Consider the following 13,018-nt stretch of genomic DNA (forward strand, 5'->3'; position numbering starts at 1 on the left):
CGCCGCGATTTTGCTAAGGACAGGGTGCGCGGATCTCATCGAGGCTGCGGGCGTGCTTCGGCTATCGTCCAAGTGCAAGCCGGATACATGCATGCAGACCGTTTCGACATCACGAACAAGAAGCTTGCAAAAGGCGTCGGGTCCATACATGCATGAAAGGTACCCCGAGAAGGAAGCACGGAGCGGAAAGCAGGACGAGCAGCAAGACGAAAAGCGGGGCGCGTAAGCTAGCGCCCGGAAACTGGAAGACGGCAGGCACAGCAGTGATAGCAGCGACGAGCAGCGATGACAGTCAACAATGAGCGGGCCGAGGCGATCCGCTGGATCCAGACCCAGATGGCCGATTATGGGCTGACCATGGAAGAGCTGGAGGTGGCGGGGTGCTTCGATCCGCATCCGCCTCCGCCGCCACCCGCACCAGCGCCACTGCCAGTGGTCTGCTACCGCAACGCCGAGGGACTGACCTGGGACGGGCAGGGCTAGATGCCGTCGTGGCTCAAGCGGGCGGTCAATGCGGGGCAGAGCGTAGAGTTTTTCCGGGTCGGATAGCGATCCTTCAAGGTGGCGCTGATAGCCGATAGAGCTGCCTGCAGCAAGGCTCTTCGCCCTTTGCACGTTGTGCGGTCAGCGATTGGGCAACTCAGGCGCCGCGGCACGTCCTCCATGTCCGGCACGTGCCCCCCAGCGCGGCCAAGCGCTGCTTGGCCAGAACCGCGTCGAGACGAGCCGTGGCGTCCTCGTGCGACACCCATTGCGTGTTCGGGTCGAAGGCCTCGGCGATGGCCTGGTCGACCTCGGCGACGAACGCGCCGGACGCAGCGACCGCGGCCAGCGCGTCATCCAGCGCCCGGTTGGCCGCCACGGTGGAGGCCTTCACTTGCGAGAGCAGGGCTTGGTGCCGAGCACCAGGCACGCGCGCGCTTTAGGGTCGGGCGGGCAGCGTGGTGGAACTGTGGCCCCAATCCTCCACAGAGTTGGAGCGCGCCGGCGAGCAGGCGGTCATTGCCCAGTAGTAACCCAACGCGCGTCAAAAAAGTGCGAGCGAGTCGGCGCAGCGTTGAGCTTGGCACAGGTCCAAGCGCAGCGAGGCCACCCTGGCGGAAGCCCAGGCCACGGCGCTGACACCGGCGCCGGACGGCGAAGGGCGGTGACCGACCCTCCTGCGCCGTTCGAGTCTTCCTCAACACGATGACTGCTATGCGAGTCCAACGGTCATCCGCCCTAATGCTGCTTCGGCAAATGGTCGCCATTTCAGTCATTCGGCAATCAGCGCGCCAACGGCAGAAGAGGCCAAGCAGCTACTCACAGGTTGCCATGCCTACGGCCGCTTACCACCGCGGATTCAGCGGACCACCATCCGAAATTGCCCTGTACTCATACTTGTTCGGCGCCATCACCCGGCCACTGGCTCCATTTCCGCCCTGCGCCCCTCCGTAAGGCCGCCCAATACATGACCCGAAGTTCCGAAGACAACTCTGCCTCTTCGATCCTGCATCCAGATGGGAAGCCGCTCAAGTCAATGCCAAGTTCCACCGCGGCAGCTAGACAGATCACCATGCGCCTCGGGCACGCTGAACGCATCTCCGCGCGATAGAGGAAGAGCAGAGCGGCCTGGTAGCCGATACCGTGACGCCTGGACAGATGCCGTGCCTGCCGTGCGGTAGCACCGCGCCAGTCACGCATCTCGCGCAAGATGTCGCCAAGGCGGTCGATCAACCGGGCTTCGCTGCCAATGCGATGCCGGACACGAGTCTTCTGCTCCGCCACGACCGGGCGCTCACGGATATCCCGAATGTGGAGAGCAGGCTCGGGGGCCACCGAAACACATTCACGGGGGAACTCACGCCGGTACGTGGCCGGGCCAGGGAGCGCCGGAGCTTGCTCGTTGCCTGAGGAGGAACTTCTGGATCTTGCCGGTCGACGTCCTGGGAAGGTGGCCGATAACCACCTTCTTCGGCGCCTTGAAGTGCGCCAAGTGGGCGCGGCAATGGTCGATCAGTTCGCGCTCGCCGACCCTAGCGTCATCGACGACTTCGACAAAGGCGCATGGCGTCTCCCCCCAACGCTCGTCCGGCTGGGCGACGACGGCTGCCACGCGCACCGCAGGGTGCCGGTAGAGCACCTCTTCCACCTCCAGCGAGTTGATATTCTCTCCGCCGGAAATGATGACGTCCTTGGAACGGTCCCGGATCTGTACATAGCCATCCGGGCAGACGACTGCGAGGTCACCCGAGTGGAACCAGCCGCCGGCAAAAGCTTCCGCCGTGGCCTCGGGGTTCTTCAGGTAGCCCTTCATCGTCATGTTGCCGCGGAACATGACTTCGCCGATGGTCTTCCCGTCCCACGGCACCGGCACAAGGGTTTCGGGATGCAGCACGGCCATGCCTTCCTGCGCAGTGTAGCGGACGCCCTGCCGTCCTTTCCGTTCCGCCAGCGCACCGATGCCGAGGTCGTCCCATTCGGGCTGCTCCACGCAAACCGCCGCGGGGCCGTAGACCTCGGTCAGCCCGTAGATCTGGGTGATCCTGATCCCCATGCGCAGCAGGCCCTCGATCACCGGCATCGGAGGCGGCGCGCCGCCGATGAGTCCGTGGACCGGATGGTCGATGCCCGCCTTCCACGCTTCAGGTGCGTGGGCAAGCATCGCATGCACGATCGGCGCCCCGCAGTAGTGAGTGACCTGGTGCTCGCGAATCGCATCGAGCACGGCGGCAGCATCTACCCGCCGCAGGCAGACGCTGGTACCGGCGTTGGCCGCCAGCGTCCAGGCGAAGCACCAGCCATTGCAGTGGAACAGCGGCAGCGTCCACAGGAAGACGGCGTGCCGGGGCATGCCCCAGTCGAGCATGTTCGACAGCGCAGCCAGATAGGCGCCGCGATGGTGGTAGACCACGCCCTTTGGGTTGCCCGTGGTGCCGGAGGTGTAGTTGAGGGCGATGGCCTGCCATTCGTCGGCGGGCTCGCCGCCCTCCCAGTGCGGATCGCCCCCGGCCAGGAAGCCCTCGTATTCGATCTCCGACAGCCTGTGGCCCCCTTCGACGGCGGGATCGACGATGTCGATCACCAGCGGCTTGTAGTCGAGCAGCGCCAGTGCGGCTTCAACTACGTCCGCGTACTCCGTGTCGGTGACCAGCACCTTYGCATCCGCGTGCCTGAGCATGAAGGCGATGGCGGCTGCGTCCAGGCGCACGTTAAGCGTGTTCAGCATGGCGCCGCTCATGGGCACGCCGAAATGCATCTCCAGCATCTCCGGCGTGTTGGCGGCCATCACGGCCACCGTATCGCCTGTCCTGACGCCGGCGGCCACCAGCGCCGACGCGAGGCGGCGGCTGCGGTCCAGCATTGCCCGCCAGCTCGTGCGGCGCTCGCCGTAGACGATGGCTGTACGCTCAGGGTAGACCTCGGCCGTCCTGCGCAGGAAGGAGATCGGCGTCAGGGGCACGAAGTTGACCGTGCTGCGCTCCAGCCCATCCGCGCTGTGTTCGACGTGTTCCATGGATTGCCTCATTGGCTGCAGCCGTGCGTCAGCGCATTACGTCGCGGGAGATGATCATCCGCTGGATCTCGGAGGTCCCCTCAACGATCTCGAGCACCTTGGCATCCCCGAACGCGCGCGATACCGCGTACTCGGTCATGATCCCGTTGCCGCCGTGGATCTGCACGGCCTGGTGGGCCGCCTCCATGGCCTTCTCGGTTGCGAAGAGCTTTGCCATCGAGGCCTGCCGATCGTAGGGCCGGCCCTCGTCCTTGGCCACAGCGGCGTCGTAGAGCATCAGGCGCGCGGCGTGCGCGTGGGTCGCCATGTCGGCCAGCTTAAACTGCAGCGACTGGAACTGGTTGAGCGTCTTGCCGAACGCTGTGCGTTCGCTCATATAGCGGACGGAGCGTTCCAGCGAGCCCTGCAGGATGCCCAGGCCCAGCGTTCCGATCAGGATGCGGCCGGTGCTCACCTGTGACAGGGTCTGCCTGAGGCCGGCCCCGACCTTGCCGAGCAGGTGGTCGGCAGGAATGGCGCAGTCCTCGAAGAACAGCTCGAATGTGGTCGATCCGCGCCAGCCGATCTTGTGCAGCTTCTTGCCATGGCTGAAGCCGGGCGTGCCGTTCGGCACGATGAAGTTCGAAATCTCCTTGCGGCCGTCGGGCCGGGTTCCCGTCACCGCCGCAATGACGATCGGGCCGGTGACCTCGGAACCCGAGTTGCTGATGAAGGTCTTGGCGCCATTGATGACCCAGCAGCCATCCTTCAGCACGGCGCGGGTCTGGATATTGGCGGCATCGGACCCGGCGTTCGGCTCTGTCAGGCCGATGCAGCCGACCTGCGTGCCCGTCAGGATCGGCCGCAGGAAGCGCGCCTTCTGGCCGTCGGTACCGTAGTTGTTGAGCAGGCTGGCCGCCGTCGAGTTGGCCATGATGGCCACCGCCACGGCGCAATCGACGCGGGCGATCTCTTCCAGCGTAATGGCGAAGCCAAGCCAGTCGCCGCCGCAGCCTCCCCAGGCTTCAGGGTACGGCAGCCCGATATAGCCCAGTTCGCCGGCCCGGCGCCAGATCTCGTAGGGAAAACTCTCCTCTTCCCACAACCGGTGGGCGAGCGGTGCGATCTCTTCCTCGGCGAAGCGGCGCACCGCCTCGCGGATTATCTCGTGGTGTTCTGCGACGTATGACATCGTCTTTCTCCTCAATACGATTCCTGCAGCATCGCCAAGTAGTCGTCGACCGTGGCAGTGCGGGGATTGGTAGCGTGGCAGTGGTCCTTTGTGGCGGCGACCGCGATGTCCTCCAACACGTCACGCGGCACGCCCATGGCGCCGAGACCGGCCGGCAAGCCGAGACGGGCGTTGAGTTCGCTGATGGCCTGAGCCGGGTCCCCGCCAGCGGGCAGGCCCATGGCCTGCACCAGTGCGGCCTGCTTGGCTTCGGTCGCCGGCTTGTTGAAGCGCAGCACGACCGGCAGCAGCACGGCGTTCAGCGTGCCGTGGTGCAACGAGACGCCAGGCACCGCGCCCAGCGGGTGCGACAGGGCATGCACCGCGCCCAGCCCCTTCTGGAAGGCCAGCGCACCCTCCATGGCGGCCATCATCATGTTCCAGCGCGCGTCGCGGTCGCGGCCGTCGGCGGTGGCCTTGCCGATATTGGCCATGCCACGGCGCAGGCCGTCCAGGGCGATCGCCTCGGCGGGCGGGTTGATGGCCGGCGCCAGGAAGGTCTCGATGCAGTGGGCGATGGCGTCCATGCCGGTCGCGGCGGTCAGGGCCGGAGGCAGGCCCAGCGTCAGTTCGGGGTCGCAGATGGCGAGCTTCGGCAGCAGGAACGGACTAAGCAGGCCGAGCTTGCGGCCGGACTCCATGACGATGACTGCGCCCCGGCCCACTTCGCTGCCGGTACCCGCAGTTGTCGGGATAGCCACCAGCGGGGCGACACGGCTGGTGATCAGGCTCGCGCCGCCCTCCACCGCCGCGTAGGTCTGCAGCGGTGCAGGGTGGGTCGCCAGCAGCGCGGTGGCCTTGCCCAGGTCGATAGGCGACCCGCCGCCCACGGCCACGATGCCGTCGCAGCCATTGCCGAGGTAAAGGTCGGTCGCGGCGGACACCGCGGCTTCCGTCGGGTTGGGTGGGGTGTCCTCGAAGACGGTAGGCGTGCAATCCGGGCCCAGGGCCTCGAGCACCTTGTCGGCGATACCGGCGGCGCGGATGCCGCGGTCGGTGACGATCAGCGGTCGCTGGATCCCCAGGCGCTGCAACTCGACCCCCAGCATCCGGATGGCGCCGAAGTCGATGTGAACGGTAGTCAGGTAGTTGATGACAGCCATGTTTTCCTCGTAGATATGTCGATGCGTCAGGCGCGGAACAGCGTTGGGTCCATGCACGGAAGCGGCTCCGCCACGCGCACCGGCGGGAAGGCCATCAGGTCCAGCACCTGCGACCTGACGTCGATGCCGGGCGCAACCTCCTCCAGCACCAGTCCGTCCGGCGCCACCGAGAAGACTGCGCGCTCGGTGATGACCTTGGCCTCCTGCCCGCGCTCGGCCACGTTGCGCCCGAGCGGATAGGTGATCTCGTCCACGCGCTCGACGAACTTGCGCACGCTCCCCTCACGCCCGACCGACAGGAAGCCGTCGGTGGTGTCGGCGGCGAGGCCGCCGGTGGTGAAGGTGCCGGTGAACAGCAGCTTGCGCGCGTTGTAGGCGATGTCGATGAAGCCGCCCGGCCCCGGATTGGCCGCGCCGAAGCGGCTGACGTTGATGTTCCCGGCCCGGTCGAACTGGGCAAAGGCCAGCGCCGCCATCGGGCAGTTGCCGCCGTCGATGAAGTCGAACTGCGACGGGCCGTCGATCAAGGCCTCCGGATACTTGTTGGCGGAGAATTGCCAGCCGCTCCTCACGATGCCGCCGAAGGGGCCGTGCTCGGTGGTAAAGCTGTAGCGATGCAGGCCGCCGTCGGCGAACAGGCCGTCTTCCATCATCACCGTGGGCACGTCGGACGAAGCGCCGAAGCCGAAGATGCTGACCTCGCCGGGCCTGATCTCCCGGGCCGCCCGCCGAGCGATCACCTTGTCGGCGCCGGGCGTCAGGCGGTCCGAGGCGCGGCCGTCGAAAAGCTGGCCGCCAAGATAGGCATCGTCGTACCGGACGTTGGTGGTCATCATGGCGTCGGGTTCCACGACGACGCGATCCACCAGCACGCCGGGAATCCGCACCGCATGGGCCGGCCGGGCGTGGCGCGGCACCAGCTTGCGCACCTGTGCGATCACCGTGCCGCCCGACGCCTTCACAGCCAGCGCCATGGCCAGCGCGCACGACGTGATCGGCTCGTCCTCGAAGCTCAGGTTGCCGTGCTCGTCGGCGCTGGTGGCACGCAGGAACGCCACGTCGAGCGGCCAGCTCGGGTAGAACAGGTATTCCTTGCCGTCCAACTCCTGCACCCGCACCAGGTCGTCGGTGGCGCGCGCCGTGTACTTGCCGCCCTGCTGGCGCGGGTCGATGTAGGAGCCGAGGCCGATGCGGGTCAGGTAGCCGGGGCTGCGCCGGGCGACTTCGCGCAGCCAGTGCATGGTGGCGCCGATCGGCCAACAGTAGGCTTCCACCCTGTTCTCGCGGATCAGGCGCATGAATTCCGGGCGCTTGCCGGTGGCCGGATTTACCGCATTGGTGAARTTGCCCGACACGATCCGCTTCATCAGCCCTTCGACGGCAACGTGATCCATGCCGCGGATGCCCATGCCGTCGCCGACACTGACCGGGAAGTAGAACGTCAGGTCACGGGGCGACCCCGTCTCGTGGAAGCGTTGCGCCAGCGCCTTGAACAGGGCGTCCGGCGTCAGCCAGCCGATTACGCCGACGCTGCCCACGCTCTGGCCGGGCCGGATGTCCGAAACGGCCTGCGCCGCAGTGCAGATCTTGCTCATGCGATCCCTCACCTTTCTCGCTGCTCGCAGCCCGTGCTCAGGCCTGGAAATGGATGATGTGGGTGCCGACGCAGACCGTCTCGCCCCGCTGGTTGAGCAGAGTCGCCTCGGCCCACAGGCGCTTCTTCTCGTCGTCGGCGCGGGCGATGCGGTAGTTCACGGTGAGGGTGTCGCCGATGCGCACGGGCTTGGTGAAGCGCACGTTGTCGTAGCCGTAGGAGACGGCCGGGCGCTGGATCATGTCGAGATACTTGGTCACGGCGCCGGCGATGAAGCCGACCATCATGGCGCCCTGCGCGATGCGGCCGCCGAAGCCCATGCGCTTGCAGTACTCGTCGTCCATGTGGTTGGGGTGGTTGTCACCGCTGATGCCGGCGAAGGCGTAGATGTCGTACTCGCCGAGGGTGCGGGTGTAGCTGGTGTGCGTGCCAATGAGGGTGGACACGGCGCCTTCGTTCGGGATCTTGATGTCGGACATGTGGGTTCTCCGGAAGTGGGTTGGGTTCAGACCTGGGTGGCGCCTACCGTGCCCGCGAGGATGAGTAGGGATTCGAGGAGAAAGTAGTCGCCCCAGACCAGTTCGTTGTCCATGGCGACGCCATTGCGCTTGTTGAAGCACCCGCCGGTGAGGATGCCAGGCTGCCGTACATCGCCTGGGCCAACCGGGGTCAGGAAGCGGGTCACGAGTTGCTCGATGCTGTCGACGGCGGCCTGGCGGTAGACCGCCGCGCGCTCCGGGATGAGCGCGGCCAGTTTGAGCAGGCTGGCGGCGGCGATAGCGGTGGCCGAGGTGTCGCGGTTGGTGTGCGGGATAGCGGGATCGTCGAAATCCCAGAAGGCCACGCGGTCGGTGGGCAGGTGCGCGACCCACCAGTCGGCCACGCGGATCGCGTCGGACGCGAACGCCTGCTCGCCGCACGACAGCGCCTGCGCGAGGCCGAGCATGCCCCACGCCTGAGCGCGGGCCCAGGTGCTGCCGTCATGGATGCCCTTGTGCGTGTAGCGCTTCACGAGCGAGCCGTCGGCGGCGTTGAATGTGGCGGACTGGCAGACCGAGCCATCCTCCCGCACGCACAGGGCGACGTGCTGGCGCAGGTGCTGGCGGCCGATCTCGCCCGTGCCGAGGGCGGCGTCGTGCCGCAGCAGCAGCGCCACGGTGCCCGGAATCGCATCGATGTTGGCCTCGCTCGTCCCCACGCTGGAGGCCTCCTCGGCCTCGGTGCCGAGCGGGATCAGGCGGGCCGCTTCGCTGTACATCTCCGCCAGGCCGCGCGTGCCGTCGAGTGCGAGCCCCGCGGCCTGCGAATCGGCAAGCAGCGAGCCGCCGAGTTGCGCGCCGTACCAGAAGAGGAATCCCTTGAACACCGACTTCGACGCCACGCGCGGCGCCAACCGTGCGGACCACATGCGGGCGCTGTCGCGGTACTTCTGCTCGCCGGTGCGCAGGGCAGCCAGCCACAGCATCCCGACCCAGAAGCCTCCGGTCCAGTCACCGGCCGGCGAGCGTGTCCAGGTGTCGTCGGCCGGGTTGCCGTAGTGCGGAAAGCCCGCCTCGTCCTGCGCAATCGTCGCGTCGATGCGCTGCAGGATGCGGCCGAGCGCGTCATCGACAAGTCTGGAATCCATATGGTTTGTCTCCATGCATACGTTGGCTTATCCGGTCTCCGGTGCCTGCCTTGCGGACTGGCAGGCTGGCGCGCGGAGCGGGTATTCATGGAATCGTAGGGATTGCGTAAATGGGTGTCCAATATATAATTAATCGCTTTTTAATACTCACAGGATATAGAGATGGACCTTCGCCACCTCCGGTACTTCATCGCCGTCGCCGAGGAACTCAACTTCACGCGGGCGGCCGAGCGCCTGCACATCGCCCAGCCGCCGCTGAGCCTGCAGATCCGCCAGCTCGAGGAGGAGATGGATGTGACGCTGCTGAACCGGACGCGCCGGCACGTGGAGCTGACCGAGGCGGGTCGCATTTTCCTGACGCAGGCGCGGCAGATCCTGCGCGCTACCGAGAGTGCGGTCATCCAGGCGCAGCGCGCACATCGCGGCGAGACCGGCCGGCTGACGGTCGGCTTCTTCGAGCACACGTCCTACACGCTGCTGCCGCCCATCCTGCGCGCCTACCGGGAGCGTTTTCCCTCCGTGGAAATCCTGCTGCGCTGGTTTCCGGTCGTCGAACAGGCGGAGGCGCTGCGCCGGGGTGACGCGGATATCTCCTTCATGCGGCCGGTGCCCGACCTTGAGGACGTGACGTGGGAAACCATCCTCGAAGAGCCGTTCGTGCTGGCCGTGCCGGCAAGGCACCCGTTCGCGAACGCCGAGTCAATCTCGCTGAAGGATTGCGCGCAGGAGCCCTTCATCATGTACATGCCCGAGGCGGCGCCGGACTTCCACGCCATGAACATGCGCATGTGCGCGTCGGCGGGTTTCGTGCCGAAGGTCGTGTCTGAAGTGGGGCAGGTCTACACGCTGGTCGGGTTGGTCAGCTCCGGTGCGGGCATCGGCTTCGTGCCGGCATCGGTCCGGCAGATGAAGTTCGACCACGTCGTCTACAAGCCGATCAAAGGCCGGCAACCAACAGTCGAGATCATGCTCGGCTATAGCCAGCGCACCCCAACGCCGCTGATGACGGCGTTCATCGAGACGGCGAAAAGCATGCTGTAAACGTTTCCCCCGGGCCTCGCTCCCTGTAACGTTGGCGAGGGCCGGAGAATTGCGCGGACGTTCAGTCGCGCCGGGATGCCGGCAATAGGCAGCGGCCGTACGTGGCGGTCGAGCGCCAGCGAGTTGCCGTCGGCCAGGGCGGCCCGCAACAGGCGTGAGAGGAAGTTCTGATAACGCACGGGGCGACGGAACCGCTCGATAGCGGCGCTGCCGACCGACGTGCTGCGCGCATCGGACAAAGGGGCGTATCGAACGTGGCCCCGTCCCAATGCCTGGCCAGCACAACCCCCGGCGAACAGCCGCTACTGGCCGGTCGTGCGCGCCCGCTCGCCTTCCAGCCGCGCCCGCTACAGGGCGGTCTCGGCCAAGGCGCTCGGTGAGGGTGTCGCCCAGCCCTTCGATGCCGAGGGCGATGGCCTCCAGGAAGCTGGCGCTCGCCTCGGGCGTCGTCTCGCGATACCTCGCAAATCCGCTAGCTAACAGCGAGGCGGCAGGCCCGGTCGGCGTCGTCGGGCGGCGCCGCCCCAACGCGGGTTCGATGTCCGCGGCAAGCCGCCGGAGAAAAGGCGTTGAACGCGCGGGTGGTGCCGCTGACCCCCTCCTGCCCGATCAGCATGCGTCCGGTGATCTTCATGACGCCTTCTTCCCAACCAGCGGGCAGCCACCTTCTTCCATCGGCCGGAACGCCTCGTTGGCAGGAATGGTGGCGATGAGCTTGTAGAAGTCGCCCGCATACTTCGATTCCGACGGCTTCTTCACCTCGAACAGATAGAGCGGGTGGATCTTCCGGCCGTCTTCGCGAATGCTGCCCTTGCCGARCAGCTTGTCGTCGGTGGGCATCGCCTTCATCTTCGCGACCACGGCGGCGCCGTCGCCGTCCGCCTTCATCGCCGCCACTGCCTTCAGGTAGTGGATCACCGCCGAGTACGTGCCCGCCTGTGCCATGGTCGGAAACTTGCCGTTGTTGGCGGCGGCGAATTCCTTGCCGAACTTGCGGTTCTCTTCGGTCATGTCCCAGTACCAGGTCTCGCTCAGCAACAGGCCCTGGGCGGCCTTGAGGCCGAGCGCCTGGACGTCGCTGCTGAAGACGAGCAGGCCCGCCAGCTTCTGGCCGCCGGCGGTCACGCCGAACTCGGCAGCCTGTTTGACCGCGCCGATGGTGTCGCCGCCAGCGTTGGCCAAGCCCACTACCTGCGCCTTCGAGGCCTGGGCCTGCAGCAGGTAGGAGGAGAAGTCGTTGCCCGGAAACGGATGCCGGATCTTGCCGAGGACCTTGCCGCCGTTCCTGACGACAACGGCCTCGGTGTCGCGTTCGAGCGAGTGGCCGAAGGCGTAGTCTGCAGTCACGAAGAACCAGCTCTTGCCGCCCGACTTGACAACCGCCTTGCCAGTCCCGTTCGCCAGCGCCCACGTGTCGTAGGCCCAGTGGATCGCATTGGGCGTGCAGGCCTTGCCGGTGAGGTCGGAGGTGCCGCCGCCGGTGACGATCATCACCTTGTTCTTCTCCTTGACGACCTGGTTGACCGCCAGGATGACCGACGAGGTCGGCACGTCGACGATGGCGTCCACCTTGTCCACGTCGAACCAGCGGCGGGCGATGCTCGCCCCGACGTCCGGCTTGTTCTGGTGGTCGGCGGCCACGATCTCCACCTTCAGGCCGTGCTTCTCGGGCGCGAAGTCCTGGACGGCCTTCTTCGCGGCCCAGACCGAGCCGGGACCAGCCAGCCCGGCATAAACGCCGGTCTGGTCGTTGAGCACGCCGATCCGGACCACGCCGTCCGTGATCTCGGCCTGCGCCGTCGAGGCCGCCAGCAGCGCGGCGAGCGAAAGCAGCTTGATGCGAGTGTTCATCCTGTGTCTCCTCTACTGTGGGGATATATATGGGGTGTTCCGTCCAGCGCCCGATTTCACGCCTTTCCTTCCACGCTCCCGCCATGCACGCCTGCTCCGACTGGCGTTTCGTCATGACTTGGTGCTGGCACGGCAGCGTGGCTCGGTGCGGGCCGGCCGCTGCGGTTGCCCGCGATGTTCTGGCACAACGCGTTCAACTCGCCGACGATGCCGCGGCGGAACGCCAGCACGCACACGACGAAGATGCTCCCCATGATCACGGTGATCATGGAACCGACCTTGTCCGCCAAGGCGTTCTGGATGGCGACCACGATGCCCGCGCCCACCACCGGGCCGAAGGCAGTGCCAAGGCCGCCCAACAGCGTCATCAGCACGACTTCGCCTGAGGTGTGCCAGTGCGCGTCGGTCAGCGTGGCAAACTGGAAGACCAGGGTCTTGGTGGCCCCGGCAAGGCCGGCCAGGCCCGCCGAGAGGACGAAGGCCAGCAGTTTGTAGCGCGCGACGTCGTAGCCCAGCGAGGTGGTGCGCGCCTCGTTCTCGCGGATCGCCTTCAGGATCTGGCCGAAAGGCGAATGGATGATGCGGTGGATCAGCCAGAAGGCGAACAAGAAGATCGCCAACACGAAGTAGTACATGCGCAGGTCCGACGCCAGGTCGATCAGGCCGAACAGCCTGCCTCGCGGAATGGCCTGCATGCCGTCCTCGCCGCCGGTGAACGGCGCCTGCAGGAACAGGAAATAGAACATCTGTGCCAACGCAAGCGTGATCATCGCGAAGTAAATGCCCTGCCGGCGGATAGCGAGCGCCCCGACGACAAAGCCCGCGGCGGCCGAGACGGCCGTGCCGAACAGCAGGCCGAGTTCCGGGGTCAGCCCCCAGGTCTTCATGCCGTAGCCCGATATATAGGCCGCCGTGCCGAGGAACGCCGCATGGCCGAACGAGAGCAGGCCGGTATAGCCGAGCAGCAGGTTGAAGGCGCAGGCGAACAAGGCGAAGCACAGCACCTTCATCAGCATCACCGGATAGAGCACGGCCGGGGCCGCCAGCGCGCCCAGCAGCAGGACACCGTAGCCAAGATTTCTCATTTTCATACTCG

The 13,018-nt window shown here is 66.4% G+C and carries 11 protein-coding genes and 1 pseudogene; 2 read left to right on the plus strand and 10 right to left on the minus strand.

Annotated features, from left to right (window positions below):
• Window positions 1–285 precede the first annotated feature (285 nt).
• A pseudogene (locus AC1DKD_RS27955) lies at window positions 286–549 on the plus strand (H-NS histone family protein).
• 91 nt (window positions 550–640) lie between these two features.
• On the opposite strand, the gene AC1DKD_RS27960 reads toward AC1DKD_RS27955, so the two are convergent.
• The 7 genes from AC1DKD_RS27960 to AC1DKD_RS27990 all read right to left on the minus strand — a co-directional run bounded on the left by AC1DKD_RS27960 (window position 641) and on the right by AC1DKD_RS27990 (window position 9,030).
• Entirely contained in the window at window positions 641–877 is a 237-nt protein-coding gene (locus AC1DKD_RS27960; RefSeq protein WP_441634734.1) for a hypothetical protein, read from the minus strand.
• Window positions 878–1,840: 963 nt separating this feature from the next.
• On the minus strand, window positions 1,841–3,496 hold the full coding sequence (locus AC1DKD_RS27965; protein ID WP_441634736.1) for an acyl-CoA synthetase: 1,656 nt from the start codon (window positions 3,494–3,496) through the stop codon (window positions 1,841–1,843).
• A 28-nt stretch (window positions 3,497–3,524) separates the two neighbouring features.
• Entirely contained in the window at window positions 3,525–4,667 is a 1,143-nt protein-coding gene (locus AC1DKD_RS27970; protein ID WP_441634738.1) for an acyl-CoA dehydrogenase family protein, read from the minus strand.
• Between the two features lie 11 nt (window positions 4,668–4,678).
• Window positions 4,679–5,809: an iron-containing alcohol dehydrogenase gene (locus tag AC1DKD_RS27975; protein ID WP_441634740.1), complete on the minus strand. Its 1,131-nt coding sequence runs from the start codon at window positions 5,807–5,809 to the stop codon at window positions 4,679–4,681.
• A gap of 26 nt (window positions 5,810–5,835) precedes the next feature.
• Entirely contained in the window at window positions 5,836–7,404 is a 1,569-nt protein-coding gene (locus AC1DKD_RS27980) for an acyl CoA:acetate/3-ketoacid CoA transferase (protein WP_477111981.1), read from the minus strand.
• A gap of 37 nt (window positions 7,405–7,441) precedes the next feature.
• Window positions 7,442–7,882 carry a MaoC family dehydratase gene (locus AC1DKD_RS27985; RefSeq protein WP_441634744.1) on the minus strand — a complete coding sequence of 147 codons (441 nt, stop codon included), beginning with the start codon at window positions 7,880–7,882 and terminating at the stop codon, window positions 7,442–7,444.
• A 26-nt stretch (window positions 7,883–7,908) separates the two neighbouring features.
• Window positions 7,909–9,030 carry a glycosyl hydrolase gene (locus AC1DKD_RS27990; RefSeq protein WP_441634746.1) on the minus strand — a complete coding sequence of 374 codons (1,122 nt, stop codon included), beginning with the start codon at window positions 9,028–9,030 and terminating at the stop codon, window positions 7,909–7,911.
• A 162-nt stretch (window positions 9,031–9,192) separates the two neighbouring features.
• Here AC1DKD_RS27990 and AC1DKD_RS27995 point away from each other — a divergent pair, with 162 nt between their 5' ends.
• Window positions 9,193–10,071: a LysR family transcriptional regulator gene (locus tag AC1DKD_RS27995; protein ID WP_441634748.1), complete on the plus strand. Its 879-nt coding sequence runs from the start codon at window positions 9,193–9,195 to the stop codon at window positions 10,069–10,071.
• 472 nt (window positions 10,072–10,543) lie between these two features.
• Here AC1DKD_RS27995 and AC1DKD_RS28000 read toward each other — a convergent pair whose 3' ends face one another.
• From AC1DKD_RS28000 to AC1DKD_RS28010, 3 genes are read right to left on the minus strand one after another with little or no spacing between them, the layout of a single operon-like run.
• Window positions 10,544–10,705, minus strand: coding sequence for a hypothetical protein (locus AC1DKD_RS28000; protein WP_441634750.1), 162 nt, complete (start codon window positions 10,703–10,705; stop codon window positions 10,544–10,546).
• Window positions 10,702–11,922 carry an ABC transporter substrate-binding protein gene (locus tag AC1DKD_RS28005; RefSeq protein WP_477143960.1) on the minus strand — a complete coding sequence of 407 codons (1,221 nt, stop codon included), beginning with the start codon at window positions 11,920–11,922 and terminating at the stop codon, window positions 10,702–10,704. The genes AC1DKD_RS28000 and AC1DKD_RS28005 overlap by 4 nt, the downstream gene beginning before the upstream one ends.
• A gap of 56 nt (window positions 11,923–11,978) precedes the next feature.
• A complete protein-coding gene (locus AC1DKD_RS28010; RefSeq protein ID WP_441634774.1) occupies window positions 11,979–13,007 on the minus strand; it encodes a branched-chain amino acid ABC transporter permease in 1,029 nt (342 codons plus the stop codon).
• Between the last annotated feature and the right edge of the window lie 11 nt (window positions 13,008–13,018).

It is taken from the genome of Cupriavidus sp. 05T313, from assembly GCF_056396665.1.